At 56.8% G+C, this 21,163-nt stretch carries 14 protein-coding genes; 8 read left to right on the forward strand and 6 right to left on the reverse strand.

The features are described 5' to 3' along the window. Positions 1-24 precede the first annotated feature (24 nt). Entirely contained in the window at positions 25-4,560 is a 4,536-nt protein-coding gene (gene gltB, locus LKO31_RS09535; protein ID WP_227690145.1) for a glutamate synthase large subunit, read from the forward strand. Between the two features lie 150 nt (positions 4,561-4,710). On the opposite strand, the gene LKO31_RS09540 is transcribed toward gltB, so the two are convergent. Then, entirely contained in the window at positions 4,711-5,475 is a 765-nt protein-coding gene (locus tag LKO31_RS09540; protein ID WP_227690148.1) for an enoyl-CoA hydratase/isomerase family protein, read from the reverse strand. A gap of 250 nt (positions 5,476-5,725) precedes the next feature. Here LKO31_RS09540 and LKO31_RS09545 point away from each other — a divergent pair, with 250 nt between their 5' ends. Together LKO31_RS09545 and LKO31_RS09550 are read left to right on the forward strand one after the other, a co-directional pair. Next, positions 5,726-6,154, forward strand: coding sequence for a hypothetical protein (locus LKO31_RS09545; RefSeq protein ID WP_227690150.1), 429 nt, complete (start codon positions 5,726-5,728; stop codon positions 6,152-6,154). 159 nt (positions 6,155-6,313) lie between these two features. Next, on the forward strand, positions 6,314-6,985 hold the full coding sequence (locus tag LKO31_RS09550) for a glutathione S-transferase family protein (protein WP_227690602.1): 672 nt from the start codon (positions 6,314-6,316) through the stop codon (positions 6,983-6,985). A gap of 108 nt (positions 6,986-7,093) precedes the next feature. On the opposite strand, the gene ubiG is transcribed toward LKO31_RS09550, so the two are convergent. After that, positions 7,094-7,816: a bifunctional 2-polyprenyl-6-hydroxyphenol methylase/3-demethylubiquinol 3-O-methyltransferase UbiG gene (ubiG, locus tag LKO31_RS09555; RefSeq protein WP_227690153.1), complete on the reverse strand. Its 723-nt coding sequence runs from the start codon at positions 7,814-7,816 to the stop codon at positions 7,094-7,096. Positions 7,817-7,971: 155 nt separating this feature from the next. Between ubiG and LKO31_RS09560 the strand changes: the two genes are divergently transcribed. After that, positions 7,972-9,219 carry an aspartate kinase gene (locus tag LKO31_RS09560; protein WP_227690156.1) on the forward strand — a complete coding sequence of 416 codons (1,248 nt, stop codon included), beginning with the start codon at positions 7,972-7,974 and terminating at the stop codon, positions 9,217-9,219. 143 nt (positions 9,220-9,362) lie between these two features. Here the strand turns inward: LKO31_RS09560 and katG are convergent, their stop codons facing one another. The 3 genes from katG to LKO31_RS15090 form a co-directional block, all read right to left on the reverse strand. Beyond that, positions 9,363-11,579 carry a catalase/peroxidase HPI gene (gene katG / locus LKO31_RS09565; protein ID WP_227690159.1) on the reverse strand — a complete coding sequence of 739 codons (2,217 nt, stop codon included), beginning with the start codon at positions 11,577-11,579 and terminating at the stop codon, positions 9,363-9,365. Positions 11,580-11,974: 395 nt separating this feature from the next. Continuing rightward, entirely contained in the window at positions 11,975-14,557 is a 2,583-nt protein-coding gene (locus LKO31_RS09570; protein ID WP_227690162.1) for a TonB-dependent receptor, read from the reverse strand. Between the two features lie 129 nt (positions 14,558-14,686). Further along, positions 14,687-14,983: a YezD family protein gene (locus LKO31_RS15090; RefSeq protein WP_320443491.1), complete on the reverse strand. Its 297-nt coding sequence runs from the start codon at positions 14,981-14,983 to the stop codon at positions 14,687-14,689. Between the two features lie 132 nt (positions 14,984-15,115). On the opposite strand from LKO31_RS15090, the gene LKO31_RS09580 reads away from it, so the two are divergent. The 4 genes from LKO31_RS09580 to LKO31_RS09595 all read left to right on the forward strand — a co-directional run bounded on the left by LKO31_RS09580 (position 15,116) and on the right by LKO31_RS09595 (position 19,788). Next, a complete protein-coding gene (locus LKO31_RS09580) occupies positions 15,116-16,120 on the forward strand; it encodes an NAD(P)H-dependent flavin oxidoreductase (protein ID WP_227690164.1) in 1,005 nt (334 codons plus the stop codon). 42 nt (positions 16,121-16,162) lie between these two features. Further along, on the forward strand, positions 16,163-16,867 hold the full coding sequence (locus tag LKO31_RS09585) for a hypothetical protein (RefSeq protein ID WP_227690168.1): 705 nt from the start codon (positions 16,163-16,165) through the stop codon (positions 16,865-16,867). A 111-nt stretch (positions 16,868-16,978) separates the two neighbouring features. Then, positions 16,979-19,285, forward strand: coding sequence for a phosphoenolpyruvate--protein phosphotransferase (gene ptsP, locus LKO31_RS09590; protein WP_227690171.1), 2,307 nt, complete (start codon positions 16,979-16,981; stop codon positions 19,283-19,285). Positions 19,286-19,365: 80 nt separating this feature from the next. Then, positions 19,366-19,788: a GFA family protein gene (locus LKO31_RS09595; RefSeq protein WP_227690172.1), complete on the forward strand. Its 423-nt coding sequence runs from the start codon at positions 19,366-19,368 to the stop codon at positions 19,786-19,788. Between the two features lie 39 nt (positions 19,789-19,827). Here the strand turns inward: LKO31_RS09595 and LKO31_RS09600 are convergent, their stop codons facing one another. Next, positions 19,828-21,162, reverse strand: coding sequence for a replication-associated recombination protein A (locus tag LKO31_RS09600; protein WP_227690174.1), 1,335 nt, complete (start codon positions 21,160-21,162; stop codon positions 19,828-19,830). Position 21,163 lies beyond the last annotated feature (1 nt).

A 21,163-nucleotide genomic window follows, 5' to 3' on the forward strand; every position in this document is an offset into this window, starting at 1 on the left:
GCACCTATCATCAGGAACAAGAAAATGACGCATTACCCCACCCCTGAACATGAAATGCTGGCGCAGCATGGCATGTATCGTCCCGATCTGGAATCCGACGCATGCGGCGTCGGCATGGTGGCCGCGACCAATGGCAAGGCATCTCGCCGCGTTGTCGAGGCCGCGATCGAAGCCTTGCGTGCCGTATGGCATCGCGGCGCTGTCGATGCCGATGGGAAAACAGGGGATGGGGCTGGCATTCACGTCGACCTGCCGGTGCGTTTCTTTGATGATGCCATTGCTGCGTCGGGCCATAAAGTGCGCCCCAACCGTCTGGCTGTGGGGATGATTTTTCTGCCGCGCGCCGACTTGAACGCCCAAGAAGATTGCCGCACCATTGTAGAATCGGAAATCATCGATGCGGGTTTCAGCATCTATGGCTGGCGTCAGGTTCCGGTCGATGTATCGGTGATTGGCGACAAGGCCCAGCGCACACGCCCCGAAATTGAACAGATCATGATCTATGGCCCCATGCCCGACGAACAATCGGTCGCGGAGTTTGAAAAGCAGCTCTATCTGGTACGCCGCCGCATCGAAAAGAAAGTGGTCGCTGCCCAGATCGCAGATTTTTACATCTGTTCCTTGTCGGCGCGTTCGATCATCTACAAGGGCCTGTTTTTGGCCGAAAGCTTGTCGGATTTTTACCCTGACTTGAACAACAAATCATTCGAAAGCCGCGTGGCGATTTTCCACCAACGCTATTCGACCAACACCTTCCCCCAATGGTGGTTGGCCCAGCCCTTCCGCTGTCTGGCGCATAATGGCGAAATCAACACCATTCGCGGCAACCGCAATTGGATGAAGAGCCACGAAATCAAGATGGCCAGCCTCGCATTTGGAGAAAATTCCGAAGATATTAAGCCGGTTATCCCCGCAGGCGCGTCGGATACGGCGGCATTGGACGCGGTGTTTGAAACTTTGTGCCGTGCGGGCCGCGATGCCCCAACCGCCAAGCTGATCTTGGTTCCCCAAGCGTGGATCAATGACAAGGAAATGCCCGCCGCCCACCGCGCCATGTACAGCTATTTGGCCAGCGTGATGGAACCATGGGACGGTCCGGCCGCCTTAGCCATGACCGATGGCCGCTGGGCTGTGGCGGGTATGGACCGCAACGCGCTGCGTCCGCTGCGCTATACGCTGACCGCCGACAATCTGCTGGTGGTGGGTTCCGAAGCCGGCATGGTGGTGCTGCCCGAAGCCAGCATCCGCAAAAAGGGCCGCTTGGGCCCCGGTGAAATGATCGCCGTCGATTTGGACGAAGGCGTATTTTACACCGACCGCGAGATCAAAGACAAAATCGCCGGACAGCAAGATTATAGCAGCAGCGTGCAAGGTTTCCGCACCATGGCGGACCTGCCCAAGGGCGGCAAAGCCAGCCTCGATGCGTGGGATCGCAAGGAATTGCTGCGCCGTCAGGTCGCCGCTGGCCTGACCATGGAGGATATGGAGTTAATCCTCAGCCCGATGGTCGAAGACGCCAAGGAAGCCTTGGGCTCGATGGGCGATGACACGCCGCTGGCCGTCATTTCGGACAAGCCGCGCCATGTGTCGCAGTTTTTCCGTCAAAACTTCAGCCAAGTCACCAATCCGCCCATCGACAGTTTGCGCGAACGCCATGTCATGAGCTTGAAAACGCGCTTTTCCAACCTTGCCAATATTTTGGACAAGCAAGGGCAAAATGCGCATGTTCTGGCCATCGACAGCCCCGTGTTGGTCGGCGAAGATTGGGACCGTTTGCGCGCCTATTTCGGCGATGCGGTGGCGGATATTGATTGCACCCTGCCCGCTGGCGGTGATCATCACGACATGCGCGAAGCCATCACCCGCATTCGCCGCGAAGCCGAAGATGCCGTGCGTGCCGGACGCAGTGAATTGTTCCTGACCGACCAAAATATCAACGCCCAACGTATCGGTGTGCCGATGGTGCTGGCGGCGGCGGCTGTGCACACCCATTTGGTGCGCAAGGGCCTGCGCAGCTATGCGTCGGTCAACGTCCGGTCCGCCGAAGCGATGGACACCCACAGCTTTGCGGTGCTGATCGGCGTGGGTGCCACCACGGTTCAGGCCTATTTGGCCGAAGCCGCCATCGCCGACCGCCATGCGCGCGGCCTGTTTGGCGAACTGGACCTGAATGACGCCCAAACCCGTTTCCGCAAGGCGATTGACGAAGGCCTCCTCAAGATCATGGCGAAGATGGGCATTTCGGTCATCTCCTCCTATCGCGGCGGCTATAATTTCGAAGCCGTGGGCCTGTCCCGCGCCTTGGTGAATGATCTGTTCCCCGGTATGCCAGCCAAAATTTCGGGTGAAGGCTATCAATCGCTGTATATCAGCGCGGCGGACAAGCATAAGGCGGCCTTTGACGCCCGCGTCACCACCCTGCCCATTGGCGGTTTCTATCGTCAGCGCGCCGGCGGCGAAACCCATGCTTATTCGGCCCAGTTGATGCACTTGCTGCAAACCTCTGTGGCGACCGACAGCTATTCCACCTATCTGCAATTCTCGCGCGGCGTCGCCGACTTGCCGCCCGTTTATTTGCGCGACCTGATGGAGTTTAACTATCCCGCCCAAGGCGTGTCGCTGGACAGCGTCGAAGCGATCACGGAAATCCGTAAGCGTTTCGTCACCCCCGGCATGAGCCTTGGCGCCTTGTCGCCCGAAGCGCATGAAACGCTGGCCATCGCCATGAACCGTATCGGTGCAAAGGCTGTGTCGGGCGAAGGCGGCGAAGATAGCAGCCGCTATTCGCCTTATGCGAACGGCGACAATGCCAACAGCAACATCAAACAAATTGCATCGGGCCGCTTTGGCGTCACCGCAGAATATCTGGGTGCCTGCGATGAGATTGAGATCAAGGTCGCTCAGGGCGCAAAGCCTGGTGAAGGTGGCCAGTTGCCGGGCTTTAAGGTCACGGAATTCATTGCGCGCCTGCGTCACTCGACACCCGGCGTGATGCTGATCAGTCCGCCGCCGCACCATGATATTTACTCGATCGAAGATTTGGCGCAGTTGATTTACGACTGCAAGCAAATCAACCCCAAGGCCCGTGTTTGCGTCAAGCTGGTGTCCAGCGCCGGTATCGGCACGGTGGCAGCGGGTGTAGCCAAGGCCCATGCCGACGTCATCTTGGTGGCGGGCAATACCGGCGGCACGGGCGCATCGCCCTTCACCAGCATCAAATATGCGGGCACGCCATGGGAAATGGGATTGTCCGAAGTCAATCAGGTCTTGGCCTTGAACGGTCTGCGTCACCGCATCCGTCTGCGTACTGACGGCGGCCTCAAGACCGGCCGCGACATTGTGATCGCCGCCATCTTGGGCGCAGAAGAATTTGGCATCGGCACATTATCGCTGGTTGCCATGGGCTGCATCATGGTGCGTCAGTGCCACAGCAACACCTGCCCCGTGGGTGTCTGCACCCAAGACGAGCGCCTGCGCCAGAAGTTCACCGGAACGCCTGAAAAGGTCATCAATTTGATGAGCTTTATCGCCGAAGAAGTGCGCGAGATTCTGGCCCGTCTTGGCTATCGTTCCTTGGACGAAGTGATCGGTCGCACCGAATTGCTGCGTCAGGTTAATCGTGGTGCCGAGCATCTGGATGACCTTGACCTCAACCCGCTGCTGGCCAAGGTCGATATTCCAGACGAAGAACGCCGTTCGGTCAGCGCGACTTTCCGCAATCCGGTTCCAGACAGTCTGGACGCCCAAATATTGGTCGACGCCAAGCCTTTATTTGATCGCGGCGAACGAATGCAGCTGACCTATAATGTCCGCAACACGCACCGCGCGGTCGGCACGCGTTTGTCGGCCGAGGTTACCAGCCGCTTTGGAATGAAAACGCTGGCCGACAATCACGTCCAAATCCGTTTGCGCGGCACGGCCGGTCAGTCGCTAGGTGCATTTTTGTGCCAAGGCATCACGCTAGAAGTCTTTGGCGATGCCAATGACTATGTCGGCAAGGGTCTGTCGGGTGGCCGCATTGTGGTGCGCCCCACCGTGTCCAGCCCGCTGGTCAGCCGCCACAACAGCATCATCGGCAACACCGTGCTTTATGGGGCGACGGCGGGCACTTTGCTGGCCGCTGGCCAAGCGGGTGAACGCTTTGCGGTTCGCAACAGCGGGGCCACAGTGGTGGTCGAAGGCTGCGGCGCCAATGGCTGTGAATATATGACTGGCGGCACGGCGGTGATCTTGGGCCCTGTGGGTTCCAACTTCGGCGCCGGTATGACCGGCGGCATGGCCTTCATCTTGGACACGGATGATAATTTCGAACGTCGCGCCAACCCCGAATCCATCGTCTGGCAACGCCTGAACAGCGCGCATTGGGAAGCCGAGCTGAAAGCAATGGTGACCGACCATGCACAAGCCACCGCCAGCCAATGGGCAGCAGAGATTCTGACCGACTGGGATATGTGGAAAGATCGTTTCTGGCACGTCTGCCCCAAGGAAATGATCAACCGCCTGCCACATCCTTTGAACGATGATGAACAGTCGCTGGCAGAGGTTGTCGCCGCCGAATAAAGGCCGCAGCCCAACAACATCCTATCCACCCAAATAGGGGGAGCCCAACATAGGCTTCCCCTATTTTCTAATAGCCACGGTAAATCCGCGCTAAACACGCCGATGTTCCAGCGCGGTGATCAACCGATCACCACCAGCCAATACCGGCCCCTAGTGGAATTTGGCCGGACGCTTTTCTAGAAATGCGGCGACACCCTCGGGATAATCAGGCCCGATAAAGGCATCAGCGAATAAGGCACTGCTATGGGCATCATCATCACTTTGTCCGTCCAATATCGCCCGAATGATGGCTTTGCTGTTGCCAATGCTATGCTGGGAACAACTCGCCATCTGATGGGCCAGCGCAGCCGCCTCGGCCAACACATCATCCGCCATCATATCGACCAGCCCGATGCGCGCCGCTTCTTCGGCGCTCAGCAATTGGGCGGTGAATAAAATACGCTTGGCCTGCGATGGCCCCACCAAATCGACCAGCAATTTCGTGTCGTGCAAGGAGTAGACCAGACCCAAACGCGCCGGCGTGATGCCCAACCGCGACCGCGGCGATGCAATGCGTATATCGCAGGCTATTGCCAAACCGCAGCCCCCGCCCACACAGTCGCCATCAATAGCCGCGATGACCGGCTTTGGGGCGCGGGCCAGTTGGTGCTGGGCCGCCGCAATGGCGGCATGATTGGCCGCACGCCATTGTGCATCCTGAACATGGGCAGCCGATTCCGCGATATCCGCCCCCGCGCAAAAAACACCCGCCTGTGCAGAGCGCAGAATGACGCTTTTCACCTGTGGGTCCGCCATCGCTTCGTTCAGCAAAGACGGCAAGGCCTGCCACATATCCAAGGTAAAAGCATTGCGTTTTGCTGCGCGGTCGATCACCAAATGGGCGACATCCGCATGGCGTTCCAGCCGCAGATTCATTCCTTATCCTTTTTCCTGCCTTGGCCCAAATATGCGAGTAGCTTGGTCGGTCTGGGTGCCAAATGGCATAGGGCCACTGTCATTGTCTGGGCCACCTTATCGCGTTTTTTCCGCCAGATGCCAGCCATAGCTTTTGTTCACCCGCCACTCATCCAACAGCGCCTATAAGACCGGCTCGTGGACGATGGGCGATCATTTTCAGCCCCCGTCCTTCATCCGTGCGCAAACCGATGCAAAAAGGGTTAAGCATATGAAAACAGCACCATCATGGGCCATTTTGGCCGCCGCGATGCTGGCCAGCATCGGTTCAACCAGCGCAAGCGCCCAGCAACGTCCCGTCGATATATTGAACGACCCTGCCCAGCAGGAACGTTTGGCCAGCACGATTTCCGCCATGATGGCAGCCTTGATGAAAGTGAATGTGGGCCCCTTGGCCGATGTTATCGCCAAAGCCGACCCGCAAAGCCGCGCGCGCGACCTGCCACGCGATGCGACATTGGGCGAAGTGATGGGGCGCGACGAACAAGACGCCGAGCATTTGGGTCATCAAGTGCAAAACAGCGCCGCCATGGTTGGTGCAGCAGCCTCCACCATCGAGGCTTATCTGCCCGTATTAAAGAATATCGCCCGTGACATGGCGACACAGGTGGAACAAAACGCCCGCACCCCCACAAAATAAGCGCGCGCAGGCACAAAATCATCACGGGCGGAATTCCGCCCCATAGAGGCCGGTATTTTTGCCGATTCAGGTCAAAATATCGGCCCATTGCACCCGCCATTGCACCCAATGATGTCATAGACATTGCACCCCAACAGCACATGCCGCTATGCGGGTATTATGTGGCAACTTTATCAATTCCCCTTATGTCCTTTTTCCCGAAAAGTCCGGCTTTTGCTGGGCGAAAAAGGCATTGGCTATGAATTGGTGCGCGAATCGCCATGGGAACGGCGTGACGATTTCATCACGCTGAATCCAGCGGGCCGGACCCCCGTCATGGTCGACCAAAATCGCGGCCAGACCCTGATCGACAGCAGCGCCATCACCGAATATTTTGAAGAAACGGTCGAAGGCAAATCGATGATCAACGGCACCGCTGCCTATCGCGCAGAAATTCGCCGTCTGGTCGCTTGGTTTGATCAGGAATTTTATTATGCGGTCACGGGACCATTGCTGTTTGAACGGATGCAAAAACGCATCGTTCACCGCATGTCGCCCGACGGCGGCGCCCTGCGCGAGGCGATGAAGGCCGCCAATCATCATTTGGATTATGTCGATTATCTGATCGACCATCGCACATGGCTGGCCGGTGCAACCATGAGCTTGGCCGATTTGGCCGCTGCCGCCCATATTTCGGTCGCGGATTATTTGGGCGGCATTGACTGGACCGGCCATGAATTGACCAAAGGTTGGTACAGCGGGCTGAAATCACGCCCTAGCTTCCGTCCCTTGCTCAGCGAACGGATGGAAACCATCCAGCCGCCGCCTTATTATGAAAATGTCGATTTTTAATCCAACAGGGCGCAGATACGAACATCCGCGCCCTTTTTCATTTCTGCCTGCACATTTTAGCGGCCAGCGGACAAATTCACCCCCGCCGACAAAGGCATATGGTCGCCATCATTTGTGCCGCGCAGACAAGAGATAATTCAGCGTTTCATTGTCGCCCAATTGAAAACCCCGCGCCAAGGATGGCGACAGGCCGGTCCGGTCCGTCACCACCAAGCCCGCATCCTCCAACAAAATCGTCAATTCTTCGGGCGTCAAAAACTGGTTCCAGTCATGGGTGCCGCGCGGAACTGCGCCGATACGCTCTGCCGCTTCGACCAATAATAGTTTCGACAGGGCGGTGCGGTTGGGCGTGGACAAGATCATCAAACCATCGGGCGCCAAACGCGCTGCCAATTCCCGCACAAAGGCGGCCGGATCGGTCACATGTTCGATCACCTCCATCGATGTGACCAAATCAAATTGCTGTGGCGGCAGACTGGCCAACTCGCCCGCATGATAGCGGATATCCAACCCCTGCCCTTGGGCGTGTGCACGCGCAGCCGCGATATTTTCGGGCGCGGCGTCAACACCCGTTGCCTGTGCGCCCATGCGCGCCATCGGTTCCACCAACAAACCCGCGCCGCATCCAACGTCCAGCGTCTGCTTGCCAGCCAATGGGAATCGGGCACGCGCATCGCCGTGCCAATGGCCGTCCAGCTGTGCGCGAATATAAGATAAGCGCACGGGGTTCAGCTTGTGCAGCATCGCCGATGAGCCGTTGGGGTCCCACCATTCTGCTGCCAAGGCCCCAAAATGGGCCGCTTCTTGTGGATTGATTGTCGTAGCGTTCATAATATTTTCTGTGCCAACTAAGCCATTTGACGTAATTTTTTTACGCCGACCTATGCCCTTACCCTTGCCAATTTCCTTCCCTTTGCCTAACAGCGCCACGCCGCAAAGTCACAAATTTTGTTGCGGCAGTGACGAGATAGGAAAAGGGTTAGCAAATGGCGCGAATTGTGATGAAATTCGGTGGCACGTCCATGGCGGGCACCGAACGAATTCGCACTGTCGCGCGCCTTGTCGCGCGCGAAGCTGCCGCTGGCAATGAAGTAGCGGTGGTCGTATCCGCTATGGCTGGCGAAACCGACCGGTTGGTGAATTTCTGCCGCGAAGCCAACCCCCGCTATGACCCCGCCGAATATGATGTGGTGGTCGCGGCTGGCGAACAGATTACATCCGGCTTGCTGGCGCTGACGCTGCAGGCCATGGGTGTGCCTGCCCGCAGTTGGCTGGGGTGGCAACTGCCCATCCAGACCGAAGAAGCCCATAGCCGCGCCCGTATTCACAAGATCGAAACTGACGCCCTGCGCGCTTCCATGGCCGCGGGCCATGTTGCTGTCATCCCCGGTTTTCAGGGGTTGATGGAAGATGGCCGCGTGGCGACATTGGGACGTGGTGGTTCAGACACCAGCGCGGTGGCCGTTGCCGCCGCCATCGGGGCGGACCGCTGTGATATTTATACCGACGTGGACGGGGTTTATACCACCGACCCACGTATCGTTTCACGCGCCCGCAAATTGGATTATGTCACCTATGAAGAAATGCTGGAACTGGCCAGCGTGGGCGCAAAGGTGCTGCAAACCCGCTCGGTCGGTCTGGCCATGAAGAGCGGCGTGCGTGTTCAAGTGTTGTCGAGCTTTGTAGAAGGCGATGGCGCGCCGAAAAAAGGCACGATGATCATCAGCGACAAAGAAATAGAGGAAATGAAGATGGAACGGCAGCTGATCACCGGCATCGCCCACGACAAGAATGAAGCAAAAATCATCGTCACGCGGGTGCCGGACCGCCCCGGTGCCGTTGCGACCATCTTCACGCCGCTGGCCGATGCTGGCATCAATGTGGATATGATCATTCAAAACGTTGGCCGTGATAAGGGCGAAACGGACGTCACCTTCACCGTTCCCCAAGCCGATTTGTTGCGCTCTATCGACCTGCTAGAAGCCAATAAGGACAAAATCGGCTTCAACCGCATCATTTCCGACGAAAAAGTTGCCAAGGTCAGCGTTGTTGGCGTTGGCATGAAAAGCCATGCAGGCGTGGCCAGCACCATGTTCAGCGCGCTGGCAGAACGTGCGATTAACATTCAGGCGATTTCGACCAGCGAAATCAAGGTCAGCGTCCTGATCGACAGCGACGAAACCGAATTGGCGGTTCGCATCTTGCACACCGCTTATGGTCTGGACGCCGAATAAGGCGCCAAATCACAGAAACAAAAAAGGCTCCGGAGCAATCCGGAGCCTTTTTTTATGGTCCCAAAAATAGGGGTTACGGGCCAGCATTCCAGCCCGCAACATATGGGATCGTCCCGCCGCCCAGCGGAACAACCCCATGTCCATCAATCCAACAAGTCGAAACGGTCGGCGTCCATCACCTTGGCCCATGCTTTGGCAAAGTCATTCACAAATTTCTGTGCATGACCATTTTCGGCATAGACTTCTGCCAAGGCCCGAAGCTGGCTGTTGGAACCGAAGACCAAGTCGGTGCGCGTTGCGGTCCATTTCTTTTCGCCTGTCGCACGGTCAGTGCCAACGAATAATTGGTCACTATCGTCGCTGACCTTCTTCCAAACCGTGCCCATGTCCAGCAGGTTGACGAAAAAGTCCGTGGTCAACTGACCCACACGGTCCGTCAACACGCCATCCTTGCTGTCGCCCGCATTGGCACCCAGTACGCGCATACCGCCAACCAACACGGTCATTTCCGGTGCGCTCAGGCCCAGCAATTGCGCGCGGTCGATCAACAGTTCCTCGGTCGGGACAGTATAAGCGACTTCCAAATAATTGCGGAAACCGTCAGCGCGCGGGCGCAGCACGTCAAAGCTTTCAGCGTCCGTCTGCTCGGCGCTGGCGTCAACACGTCCGGTGGTCAAGGGTACGATCAGGTCGAAACCAGCGTCCCGCGCCGCCTTTTCAATGGCCGCATTGCCGCCAATAACGATCAAGTCGGCAATACTCACGTCACCAGCGTGACTGGCTTTAATGCCTTCCAGCACCGACAAGACTTTGCCCAGATCCGCCGGATCGTTGACCGCCCAATTGCGTTGGGGTTCCAAACGCACACGTGCGCCATTGGCCCCGCCGCGATAATCGGACCCGCGATAGGTGCTGGCCGATGCCCATGCGGCCTTGACCAATTGCGATATCGTCAGGCCGCTGGCCATGATTTTACTTTTCAGCGCCGTCACATCAGCGTCGGACAGGCTGCGATAGCTGGCCTTAGGCAGCGGGTCTTGCCACAGCAAATCTTCCTGCGGCACCTCGGGACCCAGATAACGCGTCTTTGGCCCCATATCGCGGTGGGTCAGCTTGAACCATGCACGGGCGAAAGCATCGGCGAATTGATCCGGATTGTCGCGGAAACGCAGACTGATTTCGCGATAAATCGGGTCTTCGCGCATCGCCATATCGGCGGTGGTCATCATGGTGGGAACCTTGCGTTCGGGGCTGTGGGCACCCGGCGCTTTATCGTCCTCGGTCGCGTTCACGGGTTGCCATTGCTTGGCCCCCGCGGGACTGCGGACCAGTTCATAATCATAATCGAACAGCATGTGGAAAAAGCTGTGATCCCAAGTGGTGGGTGTGGGCGTCCATGCCCCTTCAATCCCGCTGGTGATCGCATCGTCGCCAAAACCTGCACCATGGGTGCTGATCCAGCCTAGGCCCATTTGCGTGATGTCGCCGCTCTCTGGTTCCGCACCAACCAGCGATGCATCGCCCGCGCCATGCGCTTTACCAAAAGTATGGCCACCCGCCGTCAAAGCCACGGTTTCTTCGTCGTCCATGCCCATGCGGGCAAAGGTTTCGCGAATATCGCGGCCCGATTGAATCGGGTCAGGATTACCGCCAGGCCCCTCGGGGTTTACATAAATCAGGCCCATTTGGATCGCGGCCAATGGATTTTCCAAATCCATCTGCTTTTCGGGCTGGATACGGGTTTCATTGCCTTCTTGGCCAACCCATTGTTCCTCGCTGCCCCAATAAACATCCTTTTCCGGCTCGAACACGTCGGCGCGGCCGCCGCCAAAGCCAAAGGTTGGGCCGCCCATCGACTCAATCGCGACATTGCCCGTCAAGATGAACAAATCGGCCCAGCTCAGATTGGCGCCATATTTCTTTTTAATGGGCCACAACAAGCGGCGTGCCTTGTCCAAATTGCCATTGTCAGGCCAGCTATTGAGCGGGGCAAAGCGTTGCTGGCCGCTGCTGGCACCACCACGGCCATCGCCCGTGCGATAGGTACCGGCCGCATGCCACGCCATACGAATGAAAAACGGCCCATAATGGCCATAGTCGGCGGGCCACCACGGCTGGCTGTCGGTCATTAAAGCGCGCAAATCGGCCTTAACGGCTTGATAATCCAGCGCCTTAAATGCTGCGCGATAATCAAAGTCATCGCCCAATGGGCTTGGGCTTTTCCCGCCCTGTTGCAGAATTTCCAGCGACAATTGATTGGGCCACCAGTCACGATTGGTGCGTCCCAGCAAGCTGTTGCGTCCGTCCGCATGGGCAACGGGGCATTTCTGACCGGTGGTGGGTGATTGATTGTCCGACATGGCAGTCTCTCCTATGGCTTCTTCCTTGGTGTCAAAGCTTGGCGGCGGGTCCTTCATTTTCAGAATCTAGGCCCACAGAATAACATTGTTGTGACATCTGCAAACCCAAATCCGTTCCCGCGCTGGCTCGAAAACCAATTCATAAGCTCAAGCTAAATCCAGAACATTCATTGTGACAAACGATTAAATAGTCATCAGTCATCGTCAAATGCGATTATTATGAGATAATAATCCTGTCATTTCAATATGGCGTCAGCGCCGCGATGACGCGCTGCATTCGTAACGGCGGACGTCGCCCGTCCCGACGCTCATCATCCATGTGAAAAAAGGGGCCGCCCAACGGACGACCCCATGACCCTATGGGTCAAATTTAGGCAGTTTCATGGGCCGTAGGCTTAGAATCGGCCTTTAATCGTCCCGCCCCATGTGCGCGGGTCCCCTGGCAGGCCGGTAATCAAGCCTGTATTGCCTGGGCCGACGAATAATTGCTCCATATAATCTTTGGCGAAGGCGTTGCGTACCCAAGCATAAGCTTCGAACCCACGGTCCGCACGGAAACCAGCACGGAAGTTCGACAGTGCATAACCGTCGATCCATGTATAGGCCGATGGCGTGGGGTTGGACGAATATTTGGAACGATAGCTGCCGTCATATCCCAAATAAAACTGCCCATCTTCACCAAATAATTGGCTGGGAATATTCACTTCCGCGCCAAAGGACAGCGCCCATTTGGATACGCCGGGCAAACGCGTTCCGCTGATATCGCAATTGGCGGGGCTGAATCCATTGGGAACCCCCGGCCCACTAATCACATCATTAGCACCCGGCGTCCGGCCGCCCGAATATTCTGGCGCACATGGGGCATCGACGAATTTCTTATATTTGGCATCCGTATAAGCAAGATTGGAATAAGCGTTGAAACGCTCACTGGGCCGGATCGAAAAATCTGCCTCTATGCCCTGTGTGCGGACCTTGCCCGCATTTGCCAAATATCCACGCAGCACCCCAAATTGGCCATTGTTCACATTGGCCTGATAATCCTGAATATCGGTACGGAATGCCGTGACATTCAATGTGGCGCGGCGATCCCAAAATTGCGATTTGACGCCCAATTCAAAATGCTGAACCGATTCAGGCTTGATCGTCGCGGCTGCCAAAATGGGGGCACCACTGGCATCTGCTGGCACACCATTTTGGTTGATGCCGCCCGATTTAAACGTCTTGGCGTAGCTGCCATAAAGCAGGATATCGCGCGACAGCTTGTAATGCGCCGTCAAATCATAGCTGAAATTCCAGTCGCTGAAACTGGGCGAAATCTCTTGCGGCGCAAAGACGCCCAAACGCGCATCATTGATCGTCTTGGCATCACCGGTCAAAGCGCTGTTCCGCACCACTGGCGTTCCATCAGCCAGATAGACAAGACGCTGATAAAATCCGTCTTTTTTATCATAGTTCAAGCGAACACCCGGCTGAATGGTAAGCCGATCATTCACTTTCCAGCTCAATTGGCCAAAGGCCGCAAGGCTGGTGTTTTTCAGATATTGTGTATTGATCGCGGTCAATCCGTTCAGCACCGACGCGGTGTCGACCAATAAGCTGCCATCGCTTAGCGTGGCAGATGGGCTGAGTGTCCAACGGCTGCTGTCTGCGCCATGTTGTTCGGTCCCTTGCGTATCGATGCGCTGGTAAAAGGCAAAACCACCCAACACAAAGTCAAAGCGGTCGCCGCTGTAATTATAGCGCAATTCTTGGGTATATTGATTTTGCTGTGATGGGTTTTGGGACTTGCTGACAATCGAAAGGCCCGTGAAATCACGGTCATTTTCTGGTCGCCAATCCCAATAGCGCCATGCAGTGACCGATGTCAGCGTCCCTGCGCCCAAATCCCATTTCACGCGCAGCGCCACACCGCCCAAATCATTGCCCGCATTCAATGTTGCGTCCACATCGGACAAACGATCATAGGGATTGGTGCTGGGCACGACATATCCCGCCCCGCCACGTGCGGCCGCAGCCAAGGCTTCAAATTGTCGGTTCAACGGCCGCTGCGTTGCGCCAGTCCGCACAAAAACGGATCCGCAACAAATCGCTTCTTGGCGGTTCCAATCCCCCGCCAACGTGATCGACAAGGCATCGGTCGGCTTCCACAGCAATTGGCCGCGAATACCGATATTGTCCTGACTTTGGATATATTGATCACTGGTCACATTATAAATTGTGCCACGCCGACTGGTGGACGAAATCGCAACGCGCGCCGCCAGATTTTCCGTCAAAGGCCCCGATATCGCCGCCTTGGCTTGTTTGAAGTTCAAATTACCAAGGCTCAGTTCCGCTTTGCCTTCGAAATCAAAGGTCGGCTGGTTGGTGGTGATATTCACCGCGCCAGCCGTGGTGTTTTTGCCATATAAGGTGCCCTGCGGCCCGCGGAGCACCTCGATTTGCGATACGTCCAAAAAGTCCAAGGTCGCGGATGCGACGCGGGCATAATATACATCGTCGACATATATGCCGACGCCTTGCTCTATCCCATCATTGGTCAAGCCAAAGGGCGCGCCAATGCCCCGAATATTGACGGAGGAATTGCGCGGGTTGGACGAATAAAATTGCAATGCTGGGGCCAATTGCTGCAATCGGCCGACGTTAAACGCACCCGTATTGTCAATTTGGTCACCGCCCACCACCGAAATAGCAATCGGCACATCTTGGGCTGTTTCTGCGCGGCGGCGCGCCGTGACGACAATATCATTGCCATAGCTGGCCTGTGCGCTTTGGCCCGCCCGCCCAGCCTGATCGCCCTGCTCTGCCGTGCTATCCAGCCCATCATCCGCGCCCACGCCATAATCGCCGTCTATTTCAGCGGCATAGGCTGGCGCGGCCAATGCCAGCGAGGCCCATAACAGCCCGCCCAATGAAAGGGCCAAAGACGCCGATGAGCGGCGCCGTGTTTGGCTGTGCGACAAACCCAAATATTTGGACATAAAATTCCCCATTTTTTGTGTGTCGTGGCAGGGACTCCGTTGGTGCGGTCATCATGCTCACATAGCATTTGGCTGGCCTGACGTTCCATTGATTTGACCAACCGTTTGCGTCCATTGCGCAGGCCGGTTTCAACTCGCGTTGGTGAACCGGCTGCGTTCCGTTACATCCACCTGCACCAGTCGGCCTTCGTGGATGGTCATTTGAATGGAACCAAAGCGCAGCTTTTGCAGCGCATCCAAAACCGTCTGTATGGCGCGAGAGGCCTGATCATGATCGGACCTTTCGTCTTCTTTGATAGAGCGCATGACGCATTTGAACCTTTCGCGTTTCCAATACGCAAAACGTATATCAAGTAAAATAGTAGACAATGACATTTTTGCTTTTTGCGGCAAAAGCTGAAGTTGCGCCCCCTCTGTTGAAATCATTGCGCCCAGCATCACTGTGTGGAAGAAATCCGCCGCGTCACCATAGCTGATGCGATGAATAGCGCGGCACAATGGGTCAAAAGGGAAGTGCAGCGTTGCACGCAGGCAAAAGGGCTGGCAAAGGCGCAAGGGATGACAAAATTAAACCAATATATGGCACGGGGCATAGAGTTGCTGGGCAGCGACTATGCGATTTTGTGCGGCGCGATGAGCTGGGTTTCCGAACGCAATCTGGTGAGCGCCATCAGCAATGCTGGTGGGTTCGGCGTCATTGCGTGCGGCGCGATGACCCCCGAATTACTCGATCAGGAAATCACCGCCACCAAGGCGCTGACTCAGCGAAATTTCGGCGTCAATCTGATCACCATGCATCCACAATTGTTCGACCTGATCGACATTTGCGCCAAACATCAGGTGACGCATGTCGTGCTGGCAGGCGGCATCCCCCCCAAGGGCAGCTTGGAAGCCATTAAGGCATCGGGCGCCAAGGTCATTTGCTTTGCCCCAACGCTGGCGATGGGCAAGAAATTTGTGCGTTCCGGTGTCGATGCCTTGGTTATCGAAGGGTCCGAAGCTGGCGGCCATATTGGCCCCGTTGCAACCAGCATTTTGGCCCAAGAAATTCTGCCGCATTTGGCCAATGACGTGCCCATCTTTGTTGCGGGCGGCATCGGTCGGGGCGAAGCGATTGCGGCCTATTTGGAAATGGGTGCGGCGGGCGTACAATTGGGCACACGTTTTGTCTGTGCGCATGAAAGCATTGCCCATCCGGCATTTAAAAAAGCCTTTATGCGTGCATCGGCCCGCGACGCTATAACCAGCGTTCAGGTCGACCCGCGCCTGCCCGTCATTCCCGTCCGTGCGTTGAAAAATACCGGAACCGAAGCTTTTACCGCAAAACAAATTGAGGTCGCCAAGCTTTTGGATTCAGGGGCTGTTGACATGATGGCCGCGCAATTAGAGATTGAGCATTATTGGGCAGGTGCTTTGCGCCGCGCTGTGATTGATGGCGACGTCGAAAACGGCTCGCTCATGGCTGGCCAATCGGTGTCCATGGTAACGCAGGAAGAAAGCGTTGCGGATATTATCGCTTCGCTGGCGCAGCAGGCCGAAGCCGCGCTGCAAAGCCGAAATTAAAAGACAGCTTGCCGCCTTTTCGACGGTCCGGGAGTGAAGAATATGAAGTTATCGCGCAAAATTATTTTGGCTGGGCTTTTGACGACAGTCGCCGCCTGTTCGCAAAAAGCACCGCCCCCGCCCCCGCCTCCACCGCCACCGCCACCGCCCGTGGTTGTCATTCCGCCGCGCCCATTGCCCCCAGGCAATGCGTCGCTAACCCAGATTTTGCCAGGACGCGCGGCGGATGGTCGTTTTGCGACGGCAAACAGCAACCATGTCGGCGACCGCGCTTTTTGGCAGATGAAAATTGCGCTGAACGTGGCCGCCATTGGTTGCCGTGGTCCCGAAGAAGCACCGCTGGTTGCCGCCTATAACCAAATCATCAAAAACCACACGCGGACCATTCAATCCACGGAACGGGCGGTGATTGCCCAGCTCAACCGCGAACAAAATTCCAAGGGCAATAGTGCGCGCGATAAATTGTCCACGCAATTGTTCAACTATTTCGCCCAGCCCCCTGCCCAGCGCGCTTTTTGCACCAAAGCCAATGAAATCGCCCAGCTTGTCGCTGCGACGCCATCCAAGGATTTGGTGACCAATTCCGGCGCACAATTGGCGGCGCTTGACCAGCCATTTGTCGATTTTTACGAAGCTTATGCACGCTATCAGGTGGAAGTGCGCGCATGGGACGAAAAATATGGCACGCCCAGTCCCTTTACCGCCCCTGCGGTTCCGGCAGCAGCCCCTATCAGCACCACCAATTAAGCGCACTGACGCCTTTGGCCGCGCGGTGACATCCATCATCGCGCGGCAAATTTTATGAAATTTCACCGACAGTCATAGCGCCGCGCCCGCGCATCTGTTAGCTAAGGTGCAATGACCAACGCACCGCCGCCTCCCACGTCAGCAGCGCAGTCAGCGCGCACCATCCTCACCCGCCTGCACGAGGTGATGCCGTCGCGCACCAACGCCCAAAGCAAATTAAACCAAGTCGTTCATATCATCGGCGAATGTCTGAACAGCGAGGTATGCTCTATTTATTTGCTGCGTGACGGGGCGCTGGAACTTTTTGCGACACGCGGCCTGAAACAAGAAGCGGTGCATGTGACGCGTCTGGGCTTGGGCGAAGGGCTGGTTGGCACCATTGCCGACCATATCGAAACGCTGAACCTTGACGAGGCCGCCGCCCATCCAGACTTTAGCTATCGCCCCGAAACAGGCGAAGAATTATTCCACAGCTTTGCGGGCGTGCCGATCATTCAGCATGAACGGGCGGTTGGCGTCTTGTGCGTGCAACATTCGGAATCGCGCCGCTATGACGAAATTGAAATCGAAGCGCTGCAAACCGTGGCCATGGTGCTGTCTGAACTAATCGCCAACGCCGATTTGGTGGACAGCGAAGCGCAAAGCCATGCGACATCCACCGACCAATCGTCCATGCGCCTCAGCGGCCAGAAATTGGTGGACGGAATGGGCGCAGGCGTGGCGGTTTTTCACCAGCCCCGCATCACCATTGAACATACCGTCGCGGAGGATATTGAGGCCGAACGTCACCGCGTTTATGCGGCGTTCGACAAAATGCGCGAACAAATCGACCGCATGGCCAGCCAAACTGATTTCGGCGCAGCGGGTGAACATGATGAGGTTTTGGAAACCTATAAAATGTTCGCCTATGACGAGGGATGGTCGCGGCGGATTAACGAAGCGATTGACAGCGGCCTGACCGCCGAAGCCGCCATTGAACGGGTGCAGCAACGCACGCGGATGCGGATGCGCCAGATTGACGACCCCTTGCTGCGCGACCGGATGCACGATCTGGAAGATTTGTCGAACCGGCTCATCCGTATAGTGTCCGGCCAAATGGGCACAGCCGCGCGCATGGGCTTGCGCCAAGATTCGATCCTCATTGCGCGCAACCTTGGCCCTGCCGAATTGCTGGAATATGATCGCCGCCGCCTGAAAGGCGTGGTGCTGGAGGAAGGGTCCCCCACCGCCCATGTGATCATTGTCGCACGGGCGATGGACATTCCCGTGCTGGGCCGTGTAAAAAAGGTCCGCACATCCATCCGTGATGGCGATTTGATGTTGCTGGATGCCAATAATGGCACGCTGGACATTCGGCCCCCGCAAATTGCCCAAGATGCTTTTCATGCCAAATTGCAAGCATCGCAAAAACGGCGCGCCAGCTTGGCGACGCTGCGCGACATGCCCGCCATCACCAAAGATGGTGTGCCGATCGATTTGATGATCAACGCGGGTCTGCGCGAAGATGTCACCGCGATGGACCTGACGGGCGCGGCGGGCATCGGACTGTTCCGCACCGAATTTCAATTTCTGGTCTCCGCCACCCTGCCCCAACGGGAACGCCAGCAGCGTCTGTACCGCGACGTTTTGGATGCCGCAGGCGACCGTCCGGTAATTTTCCGCACCGTGGACATCGGTGGGGACAAGCCGCTGCCCTATATGAATATGCGCGACGAGGCGCTGTCCGAAGAAAATCCGGCCATGGGGTGGCGCGCCCTGCGCCTTTCGCTGGACCGCGAAGGCTTGCTCAAGGTGCAAGCCCGCGCATTGCTGGAAGGGGCAGCAGGCCGCACGTTGAACGTCATGTTCCCGATGGTGTCCGAACCATGGGAATATGAAGAAGCGCGAAATCTGTTCATCAGCCAACGGGCTTGGCTGAAAGAGCGCGGTAAAAAACTGCCCAATGCCGTGCGCTATGGCGCGATGTTGGAGGTTCCAGGCCTGATCGAAACGCTGGACCTGATGTTGCCGCATCTCGACTTTCTGTCCATCGGCACCAATGACCTGACGCAATTCCTGTTTGCCGCCGACCGCGCCCATCCGCGACTGGCCGAACGCTATGATTGGCTGTCGCCCATTGTCATGCGTTATATCAACCGCGTGGTCAAAATTTGCGAAGGCAGCCGTGTTACGTTGGGCGTATGCGGCGAAATGGGTGGTCGCCCGCTTGAGGCCATGGCTTTGCTAGGACTGGGCATCAAGCGCCTGTCCATTACGCCAGCTGGCGTTGGGCCGGTCAAAGCCATGATCCGGTCACTGGATTTGGGGGCACTGCAGGCTGCTATGCCGTCAATCCTGCAATCACCGACCAGTAACCCGCGCGGCCAATATCAAAGCTGGGCCGAACGCCATGACGTGGATTTGGGTATAACCGACTGACGCATTTTCCTCGCAACTTCCCCTTGCCTCCGCTTTTGTAATCGACTGGAATAACAAAGTTTGAGGCAAGGGATATGATTATGGGCGAGACCAGCAAAGACGTTATCACGGGTGGCTGCCACTGCGGCGCCATTCAATATCATATGCCGTCCACCCCCGCCCATCACGCGGTGTGCCATTGCACCGATTGTCGCCGACATGCAGGCGCGCCGATGGTCAATTGGGCCTTGGTCAGCAGCAATGATATCCAAATCAAAGGCTCACCCAAATTATATGCATCATCCGAAAATGGGCGTCGCCATTTTTGCGGCGATTGCGGCACGGGCCTATTTTACACCAATGACCAGATTTTCCCCGGAATGATTGACGTTCAGGCCAGCACCCTGCACGACCCCAGCGCGATATTGCCGGTGCAGTGCCAAATTCAAACGGCGGAACGAATGGATTGGGTGCGCGATCTGGCCGATTTGCCCAGCTTTGAACGCTATCCCCCTATGGAATAAGAGCGATCAGGACAGGTGCGCTGCCCAGCTAGGCAGCCTTCAAGCCATTCGTGCTTCGGCACGGCGGGCATTCCACCATGCAATGCGCTCCGCGATGCGCCGTTCAAAGCCTCGGTCCACGGGCTGATAAAATTCCACCGGCCTCATGCCATCGGGCCAATAATTGTCCCCCGAAAATCCATCGGGGGCATCATGGTCATATTGATATCCCGACCCATAGCCCAAATTTTTCATCAATTTGGTCGGTGCATTCAAGATATTTTGCGGCGGCATTAAGGAACCAGTTTCCCGTGCGCTTTTCCACGCGGCCTTGTGCGCGGCATAGGCCGCATTGGATTTAGGGGCTGTCGCGCAATAAATGCAGGCCTGCACAATCGCCAATTCCCCCTCTGGCGAACCCAGAAATTGATAAGCATCCTTAGCCGCCATACATTGTACCAAGGCTTGCGGGTCCGCCAAACCAATATCTTCGGCCGCAAAGCGGACAATGCGGCGCAGCACATAAAGTGGCTCTTCGCCCGCGACCAACATACGCGCCAACCAATAAAGCGCGGCTTGCGGGTCCGACCCGCGCAAACTTTTATGCAGCGCCGAAATCAGATTATAATGCCCGTCCCGATCCTTGTCATAAACCGGCATCCGGCGGTGCAAAAACTGGCTGAGCTGCGCAGCATCCAATGTCTGCGACAGACCCGCCGAAAATAAAGTTTCCACCTGATTCAGCAAAAAGCGGCCATCTCCATCCGCGCTGCTCATCAGCGCCGACCGCGCATCCGCCGTCACAGGCAGGGCGCGGCCTACCAATGCTTCGGCGCGCTCCACCAGCGAATTTAGCGCGGCCTCGTCCAAACGGTTTAGCACCAGCACCTGTGCGCGGCTTAACAATGCGGCATTTAATGCAAAGCTGGGGTTTTCGGTTGTTGCCCCCACCAAAACCACCGTGCCCCGTTCCACAAAGGGCAAAAATCCGTCTTGCTGGGCGCGGTTGAAGCGGTGAATTTCGTCCACAAACAACAAGGTACGCTGACCCATGCGCGCCGCGGCCTTGGCTTCGGCAAATGCTTTTTTCAGATCCGCCACCCCCGAAAAAACAGCGGACAGAGGCGCAAAGCGCATGCCCACAGCCTCGGCCAACAAGCGCGCAATAGTGGTTTTTCCGGTCCCCGGTGGACCCCAGAAAATGATCGACGACAAATTTCCCGCCGCCACCATGCGGCCAATGGTTCCGTCTGGTCCCGTCAGATGATCCTGCCCCACAACATCCGCCAGATTTTTGGGGCGTAGCTGTTCCGCCAAGGGCGTGGTGCCATGCGGCCCCTGACCTTGGTTCTGGTTGGCTTGGTCGCCATCGGATGCGAACAAATCGTCGGTCATA

It is taken from the genome of Sphingopyxis yananensis (assembly GCF_020687785.1).
Lineage (GTDB): Bacteria > Pseudomonadota > Alphaproteobacteria > Sphingomonadales > Sphingomonadaceae > Sphingopyxis > Sphingopyxis yananensis.

Bases quoted from the DNA above. Each gene is read 5' to 3' on its own strand.
- gltB (WP_227690145.1), top strand. From the start codon at position 25: ATGACGCATTACCCCACCCCTGAACATGAAATGCTGGCGCAGCATGGC.
- LKO31_RS09540 (WP_227690148.1), bottom strand. From the start codon at position 5,475: ATGAATCTGCGGCTGGAACGCCATGCGGATGTCGCCCATTTGGTGATC.
- LKO31_RS09545 (WP_227690150.1), top strand. From the start codon at position 5,726: ATGAAAACAGCACCATCATGGGCCATTTTGGCCGCCGCGATGCTGGCC.
- LKO31_RS09550 (WP_227690602.1), top strand. From the start codon at position 6,314: ATGTGGCAACTTTATCAATTCCCCTTATGTCCTTTTTCCCGAAAAGTC.
- ubiG (WP_227690153.1), bottom strand. From the start codon at position 7,816: ATGAACGCTACGACAATCAATCCACAAGAAGCGGCCCATTTTGGGGCC.
- LKO31_RS09560 (WP_227690156.1), top strand. From the start codon at position 7,972: ATGGCGCGAATTGTGATGAAATTCGGTGGCACGTCCATGGCGGGCACC.
- katG (WP_227690159.1), bottom strand. From the start codon at position 11,579: ATGTCGGACAATCAATCACCCACCACCGGTCAGAAATGCCCCGTTGCC.
- LKO31_RS09570 (WP_227690162.1), bottom strand. From the start codon at position 14,557: ATGTCCAAATATTTGGGTTTGTCGCACAGCCAAACACGGCGCCGCTCA.
- LKO31_RS15090 (WP_320443491.1), bottom strand. From the start codon at position 14,983: ATGATTTCAACAGAGGGGGCGCAACTTCAGCTTTTGCCGCAAAAAGCA.
- LKO31_RS09580 (WP_227690164.1), top strand. From the start codon at position 15,116: ATGACAAAATTAAACCAATATATGGCACGGGGCATAGAGTTGCTGGGC.
- LKO31_RS09585 (WP_227690168.1), top strand. From the start codon at position 16,163: ATGAAGTTATCGCGCAAAATTATTTTGGCTGGGCTTTTGACGACAGTC.
- ptsP (WP_227690171.1), top strand. From the start codon at position 16,979: ATGACCAACGCACCGCCGCCTCCCACGTCAGCAGCGCAGTCAGCGCGC.
- LKO31_RS09595 (WP_227690172.1), top strand. From the start codon at position 19,366: ATGGGCGAGACCAGCAAAGACGTTATCACGGGTGGCTGCCACTGCGGC.
- LKO31_RS09600 (WP_227690174.1), bottom strand. From the start codon at position 21,162: ATGACCGACGATTTGTTCGCATCCGATGGCGACCAAGCCAACCAGAAC.